This window comes from Arthrobacter sp. ov118 (assembly GCF_900116495.1).
Lineage (GTDB): Bacteria > Actinomycetota > Actinomycetes > Actinomycetales > Micrococcaceae > Arthrobacter.
This window is the reverse complement of sequence record NZ_FPAY01000014.1, coordinates 52,858-72,071: the sequence shown is the minus strand read 5'-3', so window position 1 is coordinate 72,071 and position 19,214 is coordinate 52,858. Positions and strand designations below refer to the sequence as shown.

Sequence of the window (19,214 nt, the reverse complement as noted above, 5' to 3'; positions counted from 1 at the left end):
GTGCGCGGGTTAACGCCCACCGCGCTGGCAGCTTCCCTGCGTGTGCTGCCGGCCTTGCGCAGCCGGAAATACTCCCCGAGCCCGGGATGAACCGGGCCGCCGGGCCTGCCCCGGAACCCGGCACGCCTTGCCCATTTCCGGCACGTGTACCGGTTAAAGCCCAGTGACTCGGCAGCCCGGGCCACACTACCCAACCGATCCAGAACCGAGAAGAACTCGTCCTTCTGCTCCTGCGTGTATTTCCTGCTGGTTCGTGGTGCTTCCGCTAAAGACGACACGGTCGTTGCAACTCCCAATTTTCATTGAGTGTTGCAACGACCGCTAGAAACCGCCGAGGTCCGGACCGGCGCTAAGTGACCCCGCGTTGCCCTTTGTGTGGCCTAGTGAGCGGCCGGCTGCGCAGCGCCCTCGGTCTTGCGCATCAGGGCGGACAGCACGACGGCGGCGAGGGCTATGACGGCCGCCGTCAGGAACGCCGCGTGCATGCCGGCGACCATGCCCGAGGCGGCCGCCACGAAGGCGTAGATCGAGACCAGGAGCGCGGTGCCGGCGGCGCCGGCCACCTGCTGCAGCGTGCTCATGATGGCCGAGCCGTGCGAGTAGAGATGGGGCGGCAACGGGTTCAGACCCGTCGTGAAGGCAGGGGTGAACAGGAGCGCCAGGCCCAGGCTCAGCGCCACGTGCAGGGTGATGATCCAGCCCACCGGTGACACGGCGTCAAGCATGGAAAGCTGCCAGAGGGAGAGCACCATCATGACCGAGCCCGTCACCGTCAGCGGCAGCGGTCCGACCTTGTCGAAAATGCGGCCGATGAAGGGCCCCAGCAGGCCCATGGCCAGGCCGCCCGGGAGCAGCACCAGGCCGGTCTCGAGTGATGTCAGGCCGCGGATCTCCTGCAGGTACAAGGGCAGCAGGATCACCGCGCCGAACAGGGCGATCATGGCCACGACCAGCAGCAGCACGGACACCGTGAACATCCGGAAGGTGAATGCGCGCAGGTCCAGCAGGGGCCCGTCGCCCTTCTGCAGTTTCAGCTGGCGCAGGACGAACGCCGCCAGGGCCACCACGCCGACGGCAAGGGCCGCCACGGCGGGGGTGCGGGAGCCGGCCTGGCCGCCGCCGATCTGGCTCAAGCCGTACACCAGGCCGCCGAAAGCGGGGACCGTGAGCACCACGGAGAGGGCATCGAGCCGGGTTTTCTCGGTTTCACCGATGTTGGTCAGGTACTTGGCCCCGATGGCGAGCGCGGCGAGCGCGATCGGCAGCACGAAGACGAACATGAACCGCCAGGAAAAGTGCTGGAGGATCAGGCCGGAGACCGTGGGACCCAGTGCCGGCGCCACCGAGATGGCGATGCTGACGTTGCCCATCACGGCACCGCGGCGTTCCAGCGGCACCAGCGTGAGGATTGTGGTCATCAGGAGCGGCAGCATGATGGCCGTGCCGCCGGCCTGGACGATGCGGGCCAGCAGCAGGACTACGAAGCCGGGCGCGAGGGCGGCCAGCAGCGTGCCGCTGGAGAACAGGCCCATGGCCAGCATGAACACGGCGCGGGTGGACAGCCTCTGCAGGATGAACCCGGTGGTAGGAATCACGACGGCCATGGTGAGCATGAAGCCGGTGGAGAGCCATTGCACGGTTGGCGCGTCGATGTTCAGGTCCACCATCAGCCGCTGCAGGGCCACGTTCATGATGGTTTCGTTGAGGATCACGACGAACGTGGCCACCAGCAACGTGGCGATGATGGTGACGGATTCGCGGGACATTTTCGCCGGCGCGGAAGGCGCCGCTGGCGCCGTCGTTCCCGGGACGGCCGGGGCCGCCGCGACCGTGGGGTCGGCCAGGTCGGCCTCAGGCGCGGGGGCGCCGGAGGCTTTGGAAGAGACGTCTGGTGACATGGGAATATCCCTCAGGGTGTTTTGGGTGCGGATCCGGGAGAGCGTCGGCGCTGCTGCAGGTTGCAACAGTCTAAGCCCCGGGGGCATTCCCACCGCGAGCAAACTTCCGCCCCCGGAAAGGCAACGCGGGGTCAGCTACGGCCCATAGAGGGCGGCCGCATGGGCGGTAGGTGACCCCGCGATGGTGTTAGGAGTTCAGCGGCGCGTTGTCGATGAGGCGGACCGGACCGACTTTGGCGGCGATGATCGCCAGCCCCTCACCGCGGAACGGGGTGTCCTGGCAGTTCTCCGCGAGGGGTTCGAGGGTGCGCGGATCCACGACCTCGAAGTAGTCCAGTTTCACGAGCGGCTGGGACCGGACCAGGGCCTGCGCGGATTCGATGTCGAGGGGCTCGTGTGCGTTGGCGCGTTCCTCGATGAGCCGCAGCGCACGGGAGAGAACCAGGGCGGCCCCGCGTTCGTCTTCGGAGAGGAAGCGGTTGCGGCTGGAGAGTGCCAGGCCGTCGGCCGAGCGGACAATGGGCACGGGCACGATCTCCACGGGGAAATTCAGGTCCGCCACCATACGCTGGACCAGCGCCAGCTGCTGCGCGTCTTTCTGTCCGAAGTAGGCGCGGTAGGCGGGCTGGCCCCCGTCGGGCAGTCCGGTTCCCGGGATTCCGTAGTGGAGCAGTTTCGCGACGACCGTCAGTGCGCCGTCGAAGTGTCCCGGCCGGGACGCCCCCTCCCACTTTTCGCCCAGGGGCCCCGCCGTGATCCGGACGCGGGGTTCCCCGCCGGGGTAAACCTCCTCGACACCCGGCGCAAACGCCAGGTCCACGCCCTCGGCCTCGAGCAGGGCGAGGTCGGCCTCCAGCGTCCGCGGGTAGCGTTCGAGGTCGGCGGCCTCACCGAACTGCAGGGGGTTGACGAAGATACTGGCCACCACAACGTCGTTTTGGGCGACGGCGGTCCGGGCCAGCTGCGCGTGCCCCTCGTGGAGGGCGCCCATCGTGGGCACGAGTCCCTGGGACGTGCCCCCTTTCTGCGTCAGGAGCCGGGCGCTTGCGTCGCGGAGCTGGGCAGCAGTGGTGACGAGTTGAATTGCCATGTCAGGGTCCTTCCGGGGCGTGGGTCCCGTTCTGGTCCGGGCCGCCGAGCGCCTGTTCGATGCCGTCGAGTTGGTCCGGCTTCAAGAGGCCGCGGCTTCCTGCCCGGCGGGCCGTCGCCCGGGCCATCGCCAGGTATGCCTCAAGAATATCGCCGGCCGAACCGCCGTCGTATTCGCGCAACGCGCCGGCGTGGGCGGCCACAGTGCCGGCGTCCCCGCGGGCCACGGGTCCGGTCAGGGCCGACTCGCCGGAGGCGAGCGCATTCTCAAGGGTGGCGCGCAGTAGCGGTCCCAGCATCCGGTCCGGGGCCTCGACGCCGATCTCACGGAGCAGCTGCGAGGCCTGCGCCACGAGCGTGACCAGGTGATTCGAGCCGTGCGCGAGGGCCGCGTGGTAGAGGACGCGGTCGGCCTCGGCTATGGCGACCGGCTCGGCGCCCATCTCGACGACGAGAGCCTGGGCGATCGGCAGCATGGCGGCGTCGGCCGTGACGCCGAAGGTGCAGTCCAGGACCCTTGTGAGGTCCAGGCTCATCCCGGTGAACGTCATGGCCGGGTGCAGTGCGAGCGGAACGGCGCCGGCGGCACGGACCGGGTGCAGGATCCCGACGCCGAAGCGCCCGGAGGTGTGCGCAACCAGCTGGCCGGGCTGCCAGGCGCCGAGTTTGGCCAGCCCGTCAACGAGCGGGCCGAGGGCGTCATCCGGGACGGCGAGCAGCACCAGTTCGGCGCGCTCCACGATGTCCTGCACGTCCAGGATCGGGACGCCCGGCAGGAGTGTTTCGGCTCGTTCGCGGCTCGCGTCCGACACGGCGGACACTCCGATGACGGCGTGCTCGGCCCCGCGCAGCGCCGCCCCGAGGACGGCGCCCACTTTTCCTGCGCCGATGATTCCGATGCCGAGGCGTCCTGGTTTAGCCATGATGCGGGCCTTCCTGAGTGTCTTCTGCCGGTGTTTGTGCGGGCTCGGTCGCCGGGTCGATCCAGTGCTCGCTCTTTTGGCGCTTGCGCGCGGCACGGGCCCGGGCGGACTGGGCTTCCAGGAGGGTCCGGGCTTCGTCGAGTCCGGCCTGGATGAGCCGCGGGGCGACGGGTCCGGCGGTGGTGTGCAGGACCAGGTCAACCACCTGGAACCTGCGGGCGAGCGGCCCCTGCTGGAGCGCCATGGACTGGGTGCGCTGGTGCGGCACCACCACGAGGTTCCGCCACCACCGGCCGGACCGCAGGAGCAGCGCTGTCTCCGTTGCGGTGAAGCCGTTCCGCCGCCAGCCCAGCGGTGCCAGGAGCCGGGCCCGGCGCGGGGTGGTGACGAATCCGCCGTCGTCATCCGGCCGGTCCGCGTTCCCGGACATACCGGGTCCCGGGGTGCCGGCGGCCTGTGCGAGACCGGCGATGCCTGCCGTGAAAACCTTCCCCGGCTCCGGGGTCCCGGGATCCGGGATCACGAGGGAGAGGACCTCAAGTGCTTCGGCGAGGGAGCCCACCGGCAGCAGCGTGGTGCGGGCTGCCCCTTCGCCCGCGCTTCCGGCCAGGCCATAGCCCGCCACGTTGACCTGGACCCGGTACCAGCCGAAGAGCCGCCACAGCGGCGGTTGGCTGACCTTCAGCGCCTGGATCCGGCCCGGCGGCACGGTCTGGGCCCGGGTGTCCAGGAGTCCGTAGCGCAGCCGGAGGCCGTCCGGGGAATCGGCGGCGGTGAAGTTGTAGCCGTGGTTGAACGAGTTCCAATAGGAGGCGACGAGTCCGATCACGGCAGGAATCAGGAAGACCGTAAAGCTCCGGTTTTCGGTGACGGCCGAGAGCATCACCGAGGCGATGCCGCCGGCCGCGATGGCCACGCTCTGCTCGCTCAGTAGCAGCGAGCCCAGCAGCCTCGACGGCGGCACGGTCAGAACGGTCCGTTCCGGGGCCTCCACGGCGGCCGTTGCCGGTTGCCCGGGATCCGGTGCCGCCGACGGCAATAGCGGGGAACCGGCCGCGCCGGAGGCGCCGGCGAGAATCGTCGCGCGGAGCTGCCGGGCCTCATCTGCGCGCAGATAGGCGAGGTGCACTGCGGATTCGCCGGCGTCGGCGACTTCAAACCTCAGTTCCGCCAGCCCGAAGATCCGTGCCAGAAAGGGCTGCACGACGTCGATGGCCTGCACCCGGTCCAGCCTGGCCTGCCGCTGCTGCCTGAAGAGGAAACCGGTGTTGACCCGCACGTACCCATCCGCCACTTGGTAACGGGTGAAGTACCAGCTCAGGATGAACCCGACGACGGTCAACAGCAGCAGGGTGCCGCCGCCGAGCAGCAGCCACGGCGCCCGCCCGGCGAAGCCCTCGTCGAAGAGCGGGCCGCCCTGGAGCAGGCGCTCGAAAGTGTCGCGTCCGAAAAAGACGAACAGCGCCGCCAAGGCCACCCAGCCGCGGACGAACGGAGAGGCCGGGTGCACGCGTAACCAGCCGGCGTCCCCAGCCCGGGTCCCCTCCGGAGTCAGCGCCATCACCTCACAGCCTTCCCGTCACAGCCCGGCCAGCCGGGCCTCGCCGCGGGCGGACAGCTGTTCGCGGAGCCGGGCGCCTTCGCTGGCGGGCAGGCCGGGGATCTCGGCGCTGGTTCCGGCGGAGGCGGTGTGCAGTTTCAGGGTGCACAGGCCCAAGGGACGCTCGACGGGTCCCACGGCGATGTCGACGTACTGCATCCGCCCGTACGGGACCACGAGGATGCGCTGGTAAAAGATGCCCCGCCGGATCAGGAGGTCGTCTTCACGCTCGGCATAGCCGATCGAGCGCACCTGCCGGGGAATCAGCGCCAGCCGCCACAGCGCCAGAAGCAGCCAGACCGCCGGAACGGCCACAGCCAGCCAGAGCGGCGGCCACGCCCACGTTCCGCTCAGGACCAGGACGAGGGGAAGTGACAGGAGGGCAACCGCCACCAGGGTTCCCAGCGCCCATCCGGCCACGCGCACGGTGACGTACTTCGGTGACACCCTGACCCAGTCGATGCCGGGAGGATCAATCGCCTCGGTAGGCATATTCGCCTTCCGCCGGAGGCTTGCTGCGTTTACCCTGCACCCCGTGGCCCGGTTCGGCGTCGCCATCCTCGGGCGGGATCCGGCAGAACCGCTCAACGACGAGCCCCACGACCACCATGATGAGCCCGCCGCCGGCCATCGCCAGGGCCTCCCAGGTGATGTCGTGGTTGCTGCGCAGGTTCCACAGCCGCAACTGTTCGATAATGATTCCCGCGTGCCAGCCCAGCAGGACGGCGCCGGTGTAGGCGCAGGCCTGCGCCAGAACCAGGGTCCACGCCGCCAGGATGGGGTTGAGGACTTTGGTTTTCTTGCCGCTGCGCCACCGCAGCACGCGGATGCCCAGCACGAGGGTCAGCACCACGATCACGCCCATGGTCAGCAGTCCCGTAAGCGGCAGCACGGGGGTAGCCAGGCCGTAGCGGCCGGTCAGCACGGTGGCGATCCAGCCGACCGCGGCCAGCACGACGGCGATGGCCAGCAGGAGCAGGGGGTTGGTCAGCTTCACGGCCGCTCCACCGTACCGGCTGTGTTGGTGCCGGCTGCGGCTGCGGCATCTGTGTTGGTGCCGGCTGTGCCGGAGAGGGTGGAGAAGCCGTCAAACGGTGCGAGGTCCGCGAAATCGGCTGCCCTGGCCGCGAGGTCGCCCACGCGTTCGCCGTTGAGCTCCGCCGCGGGATCGATCAGTGACCACGGATAGAGCACGAACGCCCGTTCCGCGGCCCGGGGGTGGGGCAGCGTGAGCTCGGGGTCGGAGCTCACCACGTCCCCGTAGGTGATGATGTCCACATCCAGGGTCCGCGGCCCCCACCGGACGTCGCGGACGCGCAAATGCTTCTGTTCCACGGCGTGGCAATGCCCCAGCAGTTCGAGCGGGGGCAGGGACGTCTCGACGGCGATCACCATGTTGAGGAAGTCCGGCTGGCCCGGCGGGCCGCCCACTGCCTTGGCCTGCACGATCGGCGAGATGGCCAGGAGGCGCACCGCCGGCGGGTCGACGAGGTCTGCGACGGCGGTGGACAACGTGTCGTTGCGCTCCCCCAGGTTGCTGCCGAGCGCGATCACGGCGCGGGTGTAAAGCGGGCTCACGCCTGTCTCCGGTGCACGCTGACCGAGACGTCGCCGAACTCCACCTCGATCGGGGCATTGGGCTTGTGCACCGTGATGTCGACGGCCGCCAGCGGGAATTTCTGCAGCACGTCCTCGGCGATCCGCACGGCCAGGGCCTCGATGAGGTTCAGCGGGTCGCCGGTGATCCAGCCACGGATGCAGTCGGCCACTTCGCCGTAGTGCGCGGTGTCCACCACGTCATCGGAGGCTGCGGCCTTGCTGAAATCAAGGTGCAGCACCGCGTCCACCACGAAGGGTTGGCCGTCGCGGCGCTCGAAATCCAACACTCCGTGATGGCCGACGGCGGTGACGCCGCTCAGCGTGATCTGGTCCATGACGCCGGCCGGATCAGTTGGTGCCGGCGACGGCCGGTGCTGCCGGCGCCGGGGGTGCCATGCGGGCGGCGACCCTGACGGCGTCGAGGCTCGGGCCGACGTCGTGCACCCGCACCGCCCAGGCGCCGCGGAAAGCGCTGATGGCGGTCACGGCGGCAGTCGCGGCGTCGCGTTCCACGGGCTGCGCGGCCTTTCCGGCGACGGTCAGGAGGCTGCCGAGGAAGCGCTTGCGGGAACCGGCCACGAGGACCTTGTGCCCCATGCCCTGCAGAACGTCCAAACGCTGCAGCAGCTCCCAGTTCTGCGCCTCGTTCTTGGCGAAGCCCAGTCCCGGGTCCACGATGATCTGCTCCGGCGTGACGCCGGCGGCGTAGAGCTTGTCCCGGACCCCGGCGAGTTCCGTGACGACGTCCCGGGCGACGTCTTGGTAGTCCGTCAAGGTGTTCATGGTGCTGGCGTCGCCCCGGCGGTGCGTCAGGACGTAGGGCGCCTTGGTGCTGGCGGCCAGTTCGGCCATTTCCGGTTCCATGCTCAGGCCCGAAACGTCGTTAATGATCGCGGCGCCTGCGTTGAGCGCGGCAGCCGCCGTCGCGGCATGGGTGGTGTCGATGCTGACGAGGGCGCCGGCCTTGACCAGGGCTGCGATGACCGGCAGGACGCGGCGCTGTTCCTCGTCAACACCGACCGCCGTCGCACCCGGGCGGGTGGATTCGCCGCCGACGTCGATGATGTCCGCTCCCGCGTAAAACATGCGCAGGCCCGCGGCGATCGCGGTGTCCGCCGTCGCATAATCGCCGCCGTCGCTGAATGAATCGGGGGTGACGTTCAGGATTCCCATCACGAGTGTCCGGTCTGTGGGCAGGTCCTGGAACCTCGCCGCCGGGCGCGGTTTGCGCAGGATAGGCAGGGGCGAGGTTGCGGGGCCGGTTCCCGGGGCTGCGGCGAGGGAGTCCATAGTCTGTGTTTATTACCTTCCGAGTATGAGGCTCATGGCCTCGGCGCGGGTGGCCGGGTCATGCAGTTGCCCGCGCACTGCGCTGGTGACGGTCTTGGCGCCGGGCTTGCGGATGCCGCGCATGGACATGCACAGGTGTTCACATTCGACGACGACGATCGCGCCGCGCGGTTTGAGGTGGGCGACGAGGGCCTCGACGATCTGGGTGGTCAAGCGTTCCTGGACCTGCGGGCGACGGGCGAACATGTCCACCACCCGGGCGAGCTTACTCAGGCCGGTGACCCTGCCATCGTGCGAGGGAATGTAACCGACGTGGGCCACCCCGTGGAACGGCACCAGGTGGTGCTCGCAGGTGGAGTAGAACGGGATGTCCTTGACCAGCACGAGTTCCTCGTGGTCGAGGTCGAACGTGGTGGCCAGGATCTCGGCGGGGTCGTGGTGCAGGCCTGCAAACATTTCCCCGTAGGCCTTGGCCACCCGCTTGGGCGTGTCCAAGAGCCCGCTACGGTCCGGGTCCTCGCCGATTGCCAGCAGGATTTCCCGTACGGCCGCCTCGATCCGGGGGCGGTCCACTCTTGGATGGCGGGCGTGCCCGCCCTCCACCGGGGCAGCAGCTGGGGCGGGAGCGTCGTCGTCGAAGTTAGAAGTCACAGAGGAAGCCTAGCCGGGATGACCGTCAGTCCCGATAACCGTTGCACCGCCCTGGAACGGCTCCTGTCCGCCGACGCCCTGGAACGGTTCCTGTGCGCCGACACCCTGGGCATGCGGCGGCTGGGCATCCAGCGGCTCTTCGAGCCGGGCGTGGGTGGCTTCTTCCTGCGCTTCGCGCTCGGCCTTTTCGCGGCGCGACTCGACCGGGCCGGCGGCCTGGACAGGACGTGTCTCCTTGGACAGCCACACGTCGCGGAAGTCGCGCTTGCGGATGTTGGAGAAGACGCTCGCGATTTCGGCCTGGTTCAGTGTTTCGCGTTCCAGCAGTTCGAGCGCCAGCTCGTCCAGGACGTCGCGGTTCTCGGTGAGGATGGCGTAGGCCTCGTCGTGGGCGCCGTCGATCAGTCGGCGCACCTCCTCGTCGACGATGTAGGCGATCTGGTCCGAGTAGTTGCGCTCGTGGCCCGCGTCGCGACCCAGGAACGGCTCGCCGCCGCCCTGGCCGAGGCGCACGGACCCGACCCGTTCGCTCATGCCAAATTCGGTGACCATCTTCCGGGCGATCCCGGTGGCCTTCTCGATGTCGTTGGACGCGCCGGTGGACGGGTCGTGGAAGACGAGTTCCTCGGCAACGCGGCCGCCCATGGCGTAGGCCATCTGGTCGAGCAGTTCGTTGCGCGTGACGGAGTACTTGTCGTTTTCCGGGACCACCATGGTGTAGCCCAATGCCCGGCCGCGGGGCAGGATGGTGATCTTGGTGACCGGGGCGGAGTTCCGCAGGGCCGCCGCCACCAGGGCATGGCCGCCCTCGTGGTAGGCGGTGACCTTGCGCTCGTGTTCCTTCATGACCCGGCTGCGCTTTTGCGGGCCGGCCATGACGCGGTCGATCGCCTCGTCGAGCGCACGGTCATCGATCAGGTTGGCGTTGGAGCGCGCCGTCAGCAGCGCGGCTTCATTCAGGACGTTGGCCAGGTCCGCGCCCGTGTAGCCCGGGGTCTTCTTGGCAACGGCCCTGAGGTCCACGCCGGCCGCCATCGGCTTGCCCTTGGCGTGCACCTGCAGGATCTGGTCGCGGCCTATCAGGTCGGGGGCCTCGACACCGATCTGCCGGTCGAAGCGGCCCGGACGCAGCAGGGCCGGGTCCAGGACGTCGGGGCGGTTGGTGGCGGCAATCAGGATGACGTTCGTTTTGACGTCGAAGCCGTCCATTTCAACCAGCAGCTGGTTGAGGGTCTGCTCGCGCTCGTCGTTGCCGCCGCCGATTCCGGCGCCGCGGTGCCGGCCGACGGCGTCGATCTCATCGACAAAGATGATGGCCGGCGCATTGGCCTTGGCCTGTTCGAAGAGGTCGCGGACGCGGGAGGCGCCCACACCGACGAACATTTCCACGAAGTCGGAACCGGAGATGGAGAAGAAGGGCACCCCGGCCTCGCCGGCAACCGCGCGGGCCAGGAGGGTCTTGCCGGTGCCCGGAGGGCCGTAGAGCAGCACGCCCTTGGGGATCTTGGCGCCGACGGCCTGGAACTTGGCCGGCTCCTGCAGGAATTCCTTGATCTCCTCGAGTTCTTCGACGGCCTCATCGGAGCCGGCGACATCGCTGAAGGTCACCTGGGGCATGTCCTTGTTGACGAGCTTCGCCTTGGACTTGCCGAACTGCATGACCTTGGACCCGCCGCCCTGCATCCGGGAGAGCAGGAACCAGAACAGGACGCCGAGCAGCAGCACGGGCACCAGCAGGGAGAACAGCCCCGAGAACCAGTTGTTTTCGATGGGCTGGTCGGTGAAGCCGCCGGACGGTTTGGCGTCGGTGACTGCCTTGACAACGTCCTGGGCGCGGGCGTTGACGAAGTAGAACTGGACGTTCTTGCCCTTGTCCTGCCCGTCGACCTGCAGGTTGTCCTTCAGGACCAGATCCACCCGGTTCTCGGCGTCAAAAATCTTCGCCTGTTCAACCTTGCCGGCGGAGGTCAGCAGTTCAAGGCCCTTGTCGGTGTCGATCCGGCTCGCGCCGCCCGGCGCCAGGGTGGCAAAGGCCAGCAGCAGCATGGCCACCACAACGACAATCCAGACGCCCGGGCCCTTGAAGAAACTCTTAGCTTTCATCTGATCGGGGCTGGCCCCGTCCCTCCTGGTAGTGCTGCACGGCGACCGTTCTGCGCGCGTGTGGTGCTGCGTCAGCTTCTAGCTATACACCGTCGCACTAACTCACGCACGGCGAAGGGCAAAAGTTCCCTGTGGGCGTAGCGGGACAGGGCGTCCTTCCGCCCGGTTGCTGCCGGGCGGGGGCACCTCCGGAGGGATGACCTCAGATCTACTCGTAGACGTGCGGTGCCAGCGTGCCGACGAAGTCCAGGTTGCGGTACTTTTCGGCGTAGTCGAGGCCGTAGCCGACGACGAATTCATTGGGGATGTCATAGCCAACGTACTTGACGTCGATCTTGACCTTCGCGGCCGTCGGCTTGCGGAAGGCCGTGCAGATTTCCACCGATGCCGTGCCGCGGGATTCCAGGTTGGTCTTGAGCCAGGAGAGCGTGAGTCCGGAGTCGATGATGTCCTCGACAATCAGGACGTCCTTGCCCATGAGGTCGGTATCGAGGTCCTTCAGGATGCGGACCACCCCGGAGGACTGGGTACCGGAGCCGTAGGAAGAGACGGCCATCCAGTCCATCGAGACGTGGCTGTGCAGTGCGCGGGCAAGGTCGGCCATGACCATGACGGCGCCCTTGAGCACGCCGACGATCAGGAGGTCGCGGCCCTCATAATCCTTGTCGATCTGCGCCGCGAGTTCGGTGATCCGTTCCTGGATCTGTTCCTTGGTGTAGAGAACGTGCTTGAGGTCTGCCTGGACGTCGTTTGAATCCACCAATGGCTCCTGTGTAGATGCGGGGTGCGACTATTTTCGGGGCGGCTGTTGAGGCCGGAATACAAGCTTCCCACAGCGGGCGGCTTCGCGGGGAACGCCGGCGGCGGACGGCTTCTCCGCCGTCAGTTGCGAGAGCGACAACCGGTAGACGCTCACCGCGCCGGGAAGCTCCACCGGGCCGGCCGATCCCTGTCGGCGCAGCAGCGCTTCCGCCGCGAGAAGACGCTGGTAGCTGGGCTGTTGACCGCCGACGGCGGAGGCGGCCTTCGCGATCACCCGGAACCTCAGGGCCGGGGCAAGCTCGCGCAGCGCCGCCTCCGGAAGGCTGATCTCCTCTCCGGTGCGCTCCCGCAGGCGGTTAAAGGTGTCGCTCGCCAGGTCTTCGAGGTAATCCGCGTCGAGCTGAAGGATCGCTGCCGTGCGGGCGAGCGATTCGGCAACCCCGGGGCCGAGCTTTTCCTCCAGCAGGGGCAGCACTTCAACCCGGGTCCGGGAGCGCGCGAAGGCCGGATCGGTGTTGGACGGGTCATGCCAGGGATCCAGGTCCTCCACGCGGCAGATCTCCAAGGTGTCCGCGCGCCGCAGGCCCAGGAAGGGGCGCAGGAACCGCCCCCGGGCGGGCCGCATCCCAGCGAGCGATCTGGTGCCGGAACCGCGCGCCAGGCCGAGCAGCACTTGCTCGGCCTGATCGTCGAGGGTGTGGCCTAGCAGGATCACGGCTGCGCCGGCCTCGTCCGCGGCAGCTTCGAGGGCCGCGTGGCGGGCGTCCCGGGCTGCGGCCTCGGGGCCGCTGCCGGTGGCGGCGACGTCAACGGTCCTGATCAGGACGGGAGAGAGTCCGAGGTCATCGAGTGTCCCGGCGGTGCTTGCGGCGACCGCGGCCGAGCCCGGCTGGAGCTGGTGGTCCACCACGACGGCGCCAACGGACACGGGGTGGCCGTCCACATGGCCCCGGCGGGCGAAATAGGCGGCAACGGCAGCCAGAGCCAGCGAATCCGGGCCTCCGCTGCAGGCGACGAGGACGCGCTCCGGGTAGCCAGCCCCGGCAAGGGCGTCCTGGAGCATTTTCCGCGCGGTGCCGACGACGGGCGCGAGGCGGCCAGGCCGGCGCCGCCCGCCGGGGACTGATGCTGTACCGGCGGGATGACGAACGGGCATGGCAGCTAGAGGCCCATCCGGTCGAGCCAGAGCTTGGAGTCGTGGATTTCGGCTTCGGTGGGCAGGTGGTCAGCGGACTCCCAGACCTGGTTGAAACCGTCCATGCCGGCGGCGGCCACCACTTCCCGGACGAACTTGGCACCGTCGCTGTACTGGCGCATCTTGGCGTCGAGGCCGAGCAGGTTGCGGATGAATTTTTCAATCATGCCGCGGTCCTTGCCCCGGGCATTGAAGCGCTGCCGGATGGTCTTGACCGAGGGGACGATGCTGGCGTCGACGGCGTCCATGACGACGTTCGCGTGGCCCTCAAGCAGGCTCATGAGGGCCGTCAGGCGCGACAGGGCCGCCTTTTCCTCCGGGCTCTGGAGCAGGTCCAGGATGGCGCCGCGGCCCGGGGCGGCGCCGGGGGCCGCACGGTCCTTCAGCGACCTGGCGGCGGCCGAGGCCCGTTCCAGGAGGGAATCCATGTTGCCCAGCAACTGGCCGCTGAGGTTTTCGATTTCGTCCAGCATGTGGTGCCGCAGCCAGGGGGCGGCGGCGAACTGCACGCGGTGGGTCTGTTCGTGGAGGCAGACCCAGAGCCGGAAGTCCGCGGGGTCGACGTTCAGCTCGCGTTCCACCGAGATGATGTTCGGGGCCACGAGCAACAGGCGGCCGGCAGCGGGGGCTGTGGAACTGTCCGCCAGCGCGGAGAAGGGGTCGTACTGGCCCAGGACTTTGCTGGATAGGAAGGCCAGGATGGCGCCGAGCTGGCTGCCGGTGATGGCTCCGCCGACGCTGGCGGCGCCGGGGGCGAGGGACGGGCGGCCCTCAAGCATCTTTTCCATGGCGGGCCTGAGCATGACGGCGAAGCTCTGCGTGTTGGCCTTGGCCCAGGAGGCCCGGTCAACCACCAGGACCTCGGAGTCGCGCAGGTCGCGGGCGGCGTCGAGGCCGGTGATGTGATGGACGTGCTGTACGGAACGGTCGGCCATGAGCCGGAGGTTCTCGACGGCGGCGCTGATCTCTGCGGCGCCCAGGACGGGGCCGGGGGGCGTCAGGCGGGCGGCCGTGGACGCCGCAAGCTCCCAGTTGATCAGGCCCTGGGCCTGGCCGGATGTCCCGTTGGACGGCGGGGTGGGTGTCTGGCGTGATGGCTGGCTTGATGTCTGGCTCGCAGAGGACTCCATGGGTTCCATCAGATCACAGAGCTCCGACAATCCGCCTTAATTTTCGCTGACCGGCGAACCGGCCGCGCGCAGGACGGCAGGCGGCCTCATCGACGGCGGCCGTGGAATCCACTGCTCCGCCGTCAGCGGCAGCCGCAGCGGGCCAGAACGGAAGCAGACCGGTCAAGCGCGGCCTTGTTCGCGGCCCCGGGCTTCAGCCCGTTGCCGACGAAGGAAAAGACCAGCAGCCGGCCGTCGGCGTCGACCACGTAACCGCTGAGCGCAAGGACCGTGTTCAGCGTGCCGGTCTTGGCGCGCACCAGTCCGGCGCCGGCCGCCGTAGCCGCGTCCATGTACCGCTCCCCCAGCGTGCCGGTGAGCCCGGCGACCGGGAAGCCGGCGAGGGCTGCCCGCAGCCGGGTGTCCGCCCCCGAAGTCATGGCCCGGACCACCTCCGTGAGTTGCCGGGCCGAGACCCGGTTGGCCGGGGCCAGGCCGGAGACGTCCGCGGCCCGGAGCCCCTCAGTGCCAACGCCCGTCTCCCGCACCTGCTGCAGCACGGCGGCAACGGCGTCGTCGTTGGTCGCGGGCCGGCCGGAGCGGAGGGCCGTCATCCGGCCCATTATCTCGGCGAGGTAGTTGTCCGAACTCTGCAGCATGAGATCCAGCTGCTGCCCCACCGGGGCGGACCGAACCTCGGCCAGGACTTTCGCGTGCGCACTCTCCGCCGCGGTCCCCGGCTTCACGCGGGCGACGCCGGGCGTCACGGAGAGCCCGGATGCCTTCGCGGCCGCCGTGAGCCGGGCCGCGAACGCCTCGGCGGCGGTCATGGCCGCATCCTGCGGGCGGGGCCCGGTGGTCTTGGCGGGATCGAACCTGGCCGAGTTCAGCGCCAGCGGGTACAGCGGGGCCATCTCGCCGGCGGCAACGTCCTCCGGGCTCCACGCCGGACTGAGCGGCGGGCCGCTGAAGAGAGAGTCGTCCAGCAGGACGCTTACAGTGCCGGTGGCGCCGTCGTCCTTGAGGGCCCGGACGGTGGCCTGGGCCAGCGTCGCGAGCCCGGCACGGCCCAGAACGGCCCCGGGATCGGATTCGCCGGCGCTCAGAAGCACGTCTCCCCCGCCGGCCAGGACCACCGAGCCGGGCTTGGGCCCTGCCACTACCCGGGTGCTGAACTGGTGGTCCGGGCCCAGGACGCGCAGGGCCGCGCTGGCAGTGAGGAGTTTCATGTTCGACGCCGGCACTCGGGCCTCGTCGGCCGCCCGTTCGAACAGCACCCGGCCGGTGGCGGCGTCCTGGACGACCCCCGTGAAGGTCCCGCCGCCGTCGGCCTTAAGGGTCTCGTTGAGCCGGGCCGCCAGGGCCGGACCGGCAGGAACGGCCGCGGCAGCGCTGAGGGGTCCGATGCCGTCCGTTCCGCCCGGCGCGCTCAGCGTGGTGGGCGCCCGCTGCCAGGGCGGGACGGCCGGCGAAGCGTCCGAGGGCCGGTCCGGGCCAAGGAAGGCAGGGGCGATCGCGATGCCCGCCGGCAGGGCAACGGCCACCACCAGGAGGGTTTGGAGCAACAGCGCGGGAATCCCCCGAAGCCTGCCGGGCACCGGGCCGCTGCCGGCGGGGCCGGTTCTCGGTTTCATGCTGTTGCTGTTTCCTATAGTCGTGGTGTGGTCTAGTCGTGGTGTCGTCGCGGTGTAGCCGGATGGAGGTCCGGCACAGTTCTGCTGGAGTCCTCGTCGGAGTCTTGGTATGTAGGTCTTGGTATGTAGTCCTGAGATACCCCGCTGGTTCCTGAAACCGGCGCCTCTCCCTATATCCTCAATAGTAGTCGGCGGCACCGACAGCCCTTTTGCGCGTGCCGCGCACCCCTGAATTCGTCAAGGAGCATTCCATGAAGCATGACGTGACTATCGAGATTCCCAAGGGATCGCGCGTCAAGTACGAAGTCGACCACGAGACCGGCCGCGTCCGCCTGGACCGTGTCCTGTTCACGTCGATGCAGTACCCCACCCACTACGGTTTCTTCGACAACACCCTGGGCGAGGACGGGGATCCGCTGGATGCGCTGGTACTCCTGCAGGACTTCGACCTCTACCCCGGCGTGATCGTCGAGTCCCGCCCGATCGGCGTCTTCAACATGACCGACGACGGCGGCGGTGACGCCAAGATCCTCTGCGTCCCGACCGATGCCCGGTTCGACCACATCCAGGAGATCAGCGACGTCTCCGAGTTCCTGATCAAGGAAATCGAGCACTTCTTCACCCGCTACAAGGATCTGGAGCCGGGCAAGTGGGTCAAGGCCGAGGGCTGGGGCGACCGCGCGGCCGCCGAGGCCGAACTGGAGGCATCCATTAAGCGCTACGTTCCGGCAGCCGGACACTAATCGCGCTCACGCCTGCACTCCAACGCGGGGTCACTTACCGCCCATCCGGACCCCGGAATTGGGCGGTAAGTGACCCCGCGTTTGTTCGTCCCGGACGAGCCAGCCGATGAGAACCCTCGGAGTCGATCTCGCCGCGGCCGCGAAGAAGACGGCGGCTGCCGTCATCGAATGGGCCGACGGCGGCGCACGCTTGGCGCATCTGTCCCTGGACGTGGGCGACGCTGAGATCGTCCGGCTCGTCGCCGGCTGCGAAATGACGGGGATCGACTGCCCGCTCGGCTGGCCCGACGCCTTCCTTCCCTTCCTCGCCGGGCACCTGACGTTCGACCCCGGGCCTGTCCTCGCTCACGACGGGATCGAGGGCCGCCGGCTGCTCGCCTACCGGGACACCGACCGGTTCGTCACCGGCCGGACCGGGCTCATTCCGCTCAGCGTTTCGGCCGACCGCCTGGCTCACCCGGCCATGAGGTGCGCAGTGATCCAAGCCAGGATCGCCCGGGACGTCGGACCGCAGGCCCGGGACGGCTCCGGCCGCCTCGCCGAGGTTTATCCGGCAGCATCCCTGAAACTTTGGGGAATCCACGCCCGCGGCTACAAGGGCCGGGGGATCCCGGAAGCCGCCCAGCTGTCCTCGGCCCTGGCCGAACTCACCCGGACAGCTCCATGGCTGGACCTGGCGGGGTACGGGGCCGATCTTGCGGCCTCCGATGACATGTTTGACGCTGTGATCGCCGCCCTGACGGCCCGGGCCGTACATCTGGGGCAAACGGTGCGACCGGGAGCCGGCGACACCGCGGCAGCCCTGACCGAGGGCTGGATCCACCTTCCCTCCGGCCAGCTGTCCGGACTCGCGGCCCCGTAGCCGCCACTGTTACTCCCCTCGCGTCGCGGTAACTTCTGGCAACTTGCCCCGCAACGGCCACCGGGTAGTGTGTGACCCAGTATGTTCACGCTGACCATCAATCAAACCGACAGCCGGCGCGACGGCGACCGCGTGCCGCAGCTCCTCAAGGACCTGCGGCACATTCCGGCGCGCCTCGATTTCGACCGGTCCGTGGAGGACGAGGTCCAGGGCATCGTGGATTGTCCGCATCAGGCGGTGGAGGCCGCCATGATCGCCCTGCGCAGCGGCAGCTGGTACGTGGGCATCGGCGTGGGTCCGGTGAATGAGCCTCTGCCCAACCAGATCAAGGACGCCTCCGGCCACGGGCTCATCTACGCCCGGCGCGCGGTGGACCGTCTCCGGAACGGCAAGGACCGCGTTCGGGTGGCCGTGGAGGGACCGCTGATGGATCTCGCGGCCGAGGCGGAGGCCGTCCTGCGCCTCCTGGGCCACATTGTGCGCGACCGCAGCCAGGCGGAATGGCGGGTGCTTGATCTGCTCACTCCCGGCGTCCGGGGCCAGCAGAAGGCCGTCGCCGAGGAACTCGGGATCACCACGCAGGCCGTCAGCAAGGCCGTGGCCCGGTCCCAGTGGAATGAAGAGCACGCCGCGCGTCCGGCGGCGGCCCGTCTGCTGGGCCTCATTCTCGAGGTCCGCTAACCGGCAGGGTCGGGGTTCTGCCCGGCAGGGTTCCGCTTTCCGGATTACCCGCCCGTCAGAGGAGGCTGCGGAGCACGTAGGCGGCGCCGTCGTCGTAGACCGACTTCGTCACCTCATCGGCGGCGGCAATCACTTCCACCGGCGCCTGGCCCATGGCCACGCCGCGGCGCGCCCAGGTCAGCATCTCGATGTCGTTGCGGCCGTCCCCGACGGCGACCGTCCGCGCGGCTTCGATGCCGAGCCGGTCGCGGAGTTGCTCCAGGGCACTGGCCTTCGTGACGCCGGCGGCGGCAATGTCCAGCCACGCCGTCCAGCCCACCGAATACGTCACGCCGGCGAGCCCGACGTGGCGGATCGCGGCATGGAACTCTTCGGGGGTGTTCTCCGAGCTGAACACCACCACGCGCACGGCCGTTGCCTCCAGCATCGTCTGGAAGTCGACGCCGATCGCCTCGACGCCAAAGCTGGCGTCCTGGAAGCGCTCGGTGGACAGGAAGTTGAAGTCCTCGTCCTCCAGGGCGTACTTGGCCGAGGGCAGCCGCTTGCGCAGGGCGCGCAGGGCCGGCCCCGGGTCGAAGGTTGCCTTGTGGATGATTTCATAGCCGTCCGGCAGGCCGGAGTCGACACGCAGGATCACGCCGCCGTTCGAGCACACGGCGTAGCCGTTGTCGATCCCGATGTGCTCAATCACGGGCAACGTGGCGTTGAGGGAGCGGCCCGTGGCGATCGTGACGTGGTGTCCGGCGGCCACCACGGCCTGCGCCGCCTCGCGGACCGGCGCTGACATGTGGCCGTCGTGGTCCACGAGGGTGCCGTCGACGTCCAGGGCGACCATCAATTTGTCGCGGGAGTTGTTCTGGCCGGCGTTGTTCTGGCCGGCGATGTTCTGGCCGGCGATGTTCTGGCCGGCGTCGTTCTGATCTGTGGTGCGCCGGTCATCGTTGCCGGCGACTGAGGATCCAGTCATTGTTGTCATCTCCCAAGTAGAGCAGACGCCCCCGGCACCCGCTAGGACTCACGCCACAGCAAAGGCGTGAATTTGCGGTAAACACCCACAGGGTGTCCAGGGCGTGAA

19 protein-coding genes are annotated in these 19,214 nt (G+C 68.8%); 3 read left to right on the top strand and 16 right to left on the bottom strand.

The annotated features are described in order from the left end of the window. Window positions 1-380 precede the first annotated feature (380 nt). The 15 genes from BM372_RS19560 to dacB all read right to left on the bottom strand — a co-directional run bounded on the left by BM372_RS19560 (window position 381) and on the right by dacB (window position 15,853). The gene (locus BM372_RS19560) at window positions 381-1,898 is read right to left on the bottom strand and encodes an MDR family MFS transporter (RefSeq protein ID WP_090957115.1); all 1,518 of its coding nucleotides are present in this window, start codon (window positions 1,896-1,898) and stop codon (window positions 381-383) included. A 187-nt stretch (window positions 1,899-2,085) separates the two neighbouring features. After that, complete coding sequence (gene panC, locus BM372_RS19555) at window positions 2,086-2,988, bottom strand: pantoate--beta-alanine ligase (RefSeq protein WP_090957114.1); 903 nt, start codon at window positions 2,986-2,988, stop codon at window positions 2,086-2,088. 1 nt (window position 2,989) lies between these two features. Further along, window positions 2,990-3,910, bottom strand: a complete 921-nt coding sequence (locus BM372_RS19550) for a Rossmann-like and DUF2520 domain-containing protein (RefSeq protein ID WP_090957113.1) — start codon at window positions 3,908-3,910, stop codon at window positions 2,990-2,992. Continuing rightward, on the bottom strand, window positions 3,903-5,471 hold the full coding sequence (locus BM372_RS19545; RefSeq protein WP_090957112.1) for a PH domain-containing protein: 1,569 nt from the start codon (window positions 5,469-5,471) through the stop codon (window positions 3,903-3,905). The genes BM372_RS19550 and BM372_RS19545 overlap by 8 nt, the downstream gene beginning before the upstream one ends. A gap of 18 nt (window positions 5,472-5,489) precedes the next feature. Next, window positions 5,490-6,002 carry a PH domain-containing protein gene (locus BM372_RS19540; RefSeq protein WP_090957111.1) on the bottom strand — a complete coding sequence of 171 codons (513 nt, stop codon included), beginning with the start codon at window positions 6,000-6,002 and terminating at the stop codon, window positions 5,490-5,492. Further along, on the bottom strand, window positions 5,983-6,507 hold the full coding sequence (locus BM372_RS19535) for a DUF3180 domain-containing protein (RefSeq protein ID WP_090957110.1): 525 nt from the start codon (window positions 6,505-6,507) through the stop codon (window positions 5,983-5,985). Before BM372_RS19535 ends, BM372_RS19540 begins: the two co-directional genes overlap by 20 nt. Continuing rightward, window positions 6,504-7,088, bottom strand: coding sequence for a 2-amino-4-hydroxy-6-hydroxymethyldihydropteridine diphosphokinase (gene folK, locus BM372_RS19530; protein WP_256214452.1), 585 nt, complete (start codon window positions 7,086-7,088; stop codon window positions 6,504-6,506). Before folK ends, BM372_RS19535 begins: the two co-directional genes overlap by 4 nt. After that, window positions 7,085-7,444 carry a dihydroneopterin aldolase gene (gene folB, locus BM372_RS19525; protein WP_090957109.1) on the bottom strand — a complete coding sequence of 120 codons (360 nt, stop codon included), beginning with the start codon at window positions 7,442-7,444 and terminating at the stop codon, window positions 7,085-7,087. The genes folK and folB overlap by 4 nt, the downstream gene beginning before the upstream one ends. Window positions 7,445-7,457: 13 nt before the next feature. Further along, window positions 7,458-8,399, bottom strand: coding sequence for a dihydropteroate synthase (folP, locus tag BM372_RS19520; protein WP_090957108.1), 942 nt, complete (start codon window positions 8,397-8,399; stop codon window positions 7,458-7,460). A 12-nt stretch (window positions 8,400-8,411) separates the two neighbouring features. Continuing rightward, window positions 8,412-9,050, bottom strand: coding sequence for a GTP cyclohydrolase I FolE (gene folE, locus BM372_RS19515; RefSeq protein ID WP_090957107.1), 639 nt, complete (start codon window positions 9,048-9,050; stop codon window positions 8,412-8,414). A 9-nt stretch (window positions 9,051-9,059) separates the two neighbouring features. After that, window positions 9,060-11,153 carry an ATP-dependent zinc metalloprotease FtsH gene (gene ftsH / locus BM372_RS19510; RefSeq protein WP_090957106.1) on the bottom strand — a complete coding sequence of 698 codons (2,094 nt, stop codon included), beginning with the start codon at window positions 11,151-11,153 and terminating at the stop codon, window positions 9,060-9,062. Window positions 11,154-11,361: 208 nt separating this feature from the next. Further along, on the bottom strand, window positions 11,362-11,913 hold the full coding sequence (gene hpt, locus BM372_RS19505) for a hypoxanthine phosphoribosyltransferase (protein ID WP_090957105.1): 552 nt from the start codon (window positions 11,911-11,913) through the stop codon (window positions 11,362-11,364). A gap of 30 nt (window positions 11,914-11,943) precedes the next feature. Further along, window positions 11,944-12,978: a tRNA lysidine(34) synthetase TilS gene (gene tilS / locus BM372_RS19500; protein WP_090957104.1), complete on the bottom strand. Its 1,035-nt coding sequence runs from the start codon at window positions 12,976-12,978 to the stop codon at window positions 11,944-11,946. A 98-nt stretch (window positions 12,979-13,076) separates the two neighbouring features. Next, window positions 13,077-14,249: a zinc-dependent metalloprotease gene (locus tag BM372_RS19495; protein ID WP_090957103.1), complete on the bottom strand. Its 1,173-nt coding sequence runs from the start codon at window positions 14,247-14,249 to the stop codon at window positions 13,077-13,079. Window positions 14,250-14,362: 113 nt separating this feature from the next. Beyond that, a complete protein-coding gene (dacB, locus tag BM372_RS19490) occupies window positions 14,363-15,853 on the bottom strand; it encodes a D-alanyl-D-alanine carboxypeptidase/D-alanyl-D-alanine endopeptidase (protein ID WP_090957102.1) in 1,491 nt (496 codons plus the stop codon). Between the two features lie 251 nt (window positions 15,854-16,104). On the opposite strand from dacB, the gene BM372_RS19485 reads away from it, so the two are divergent. The 3 genes from BM372_RS19485 (at window position 16,105) to BM372_RS19475 (ending at window position 18,139) form a co-directional block, all read left to right on the top strand. Then, a complete protein-coding gene (locus BM372_RS19485; protein WP_090957101.1) occupies window positions 16,105-16,596 on the top strand; it encodes an inorganic diphosphatase in 492 nt (163 codons plus the stop codon). 106 nt (window positions 16,597-16,702) lie between these two features. Beyond that, window positions 16,703-17,458, top strand: coding sequence for a DUF429 domain-containing protein (locus BM372_RS19480; protein ID WP_090957100.1), 756 nt, complete (start codon window positions 16,703-16,705; stop codon window positions 17,456-17,458). Window positions 17,459-17,539: 81 nt separating this feature from the next. Continuing rightward, window positions 17,540-18,139, top strand: a complete 600-nt coding sequence (locus BM372_RS19475) for a hypothetical protein (protein ID WP_090957099.1) — start codon at window positions 17,540-17,542, stop codon at window positions 18,137-18,139. 55 nt (window positions 18,140-18,194) lie between these two features. Here the strand turns inward: BM372_RS19475 and BM372_RS19470 are convergent, their stop codons facing one another. Beyond that, complete coding sequence (locus tag BM372_RS19470; protein WP_090957098.1) at window positions 18,195-19,115, bottom strand: HAD family hydrolase; 921 nt, start codon at window positions 19,113-19,115, stop codon at window positions 18,195-18,197. Between the last annotated feature and the right edge of the window lie 99 nt (window positions 19,116-19,214).

Excerpts from the sequence above, each read along its gene's own strand:
- BM372_RS19485 (WP_090957101.1), top strand. The coding sequence starts at position 16,105 with ATGAAGCATGACGTGACTATCGAGATTCCCAAGGGATCGCGCGTCAAG.
- tilS (WP_090957104.1), bottom strand. The coding sequence starts at position 12,978 with ATGCTCCAGGACGCCCTTGCCGGGGCTGGCTACCCGGAGCGCGTCCTC.
- BM372_RS19550 (WP_090957113.1), bottom strand. The coding sequence starts at position 3,910 with ATGGCTAAACCAGGACGCCTCGGCATCGGAATCATCGGCGCAGGAAAA.
- folP (WP_090957108.1), bottom strand. The coding sequence starts at position 8,399 with ATGGACTCCCTCGCCGCAGCCCCGGGAACCGGCCCCGCAACCTCGCCC.
- dacB (WP_090957102.1), bottom strand. The coding sequence starts at position 15,853 with ATGAAACCGAGAACCGGCCCCGCCGGCAGCGGCCCGGTGCCCGGCAGG.
- BM372_RS19545 (WP_090957112.1), bottom strand. The coding sequence starts at position 5,471 with ATGGCGCTGACTCCGGAGGGGACCCGGGCTGGGGACGCCGGCTGGTTA.
- ftsH (WP_090957106.1), bottom strand. The coding sequence starts at position 11,153 with ATGAAAGCTAAGAGTTTCTTCAAGGGCCCGGGCGTCTGGATTGTCGTT.
- BM372_RS19475 (WP_090957099.1), top strand. The coding sequence starts at position 17,540 with ATGTTCACGCTGACCATCAATCAAACCGACAGCCGGCGCGACGGCGAC.
- folB (WP_090957109.1), bottom strand. The coding sequence starts at position 7,444 with ATGGACCAGATCACGCTGAGCGGCGTCACCGCCGTCGGCCATCACGGA.
- BM372_RS19560 (WP_090957115.1), bottom strand. The coding sequence starts at position 1,898 with ATGTCACCAGACGTCTCTTCCAAAGCCTCCGGCGCCCCCGCGCCTGAG.
- BM372_RS19480 (WP_090957100.1), top strand. The coding sequence starts at position 16,703 with ATGAGAACCCTCGGAGTCGATCTCGCCGCGGCCGCGAAGAAGACGGCG.
- BM372_RS19495 (WP_090957103.1), bottom strand. The coding sequence starts at position 14,249 with ATGGAACCCATGGAGTCCTCTGCGAGCCAGACATCAAGCCAGCCATCA.
- BM372_RS19470 (WP_090957098.1), bottom strand. The coding sequence starts at position 19,115 with ATGACAACAATGACTGGATCCTCAGTCGCCGGCAACGATGACCGGCGC.
- BM372_RS19540 (WP_090957111.1), bottom strand. The coding sequence starts at position 6,002 with ATGCCTACCGAGGCGATTGATCCTCCCGGCATCGACTGGGTCAGGGTG.
- panC (WP_090957114.1), bottom strand. The coding sequence starts at position 2,988 with ATGGCAATTCAACTCGTCACCACTGCTGCCCAGCTCCGCGACGCAAGC.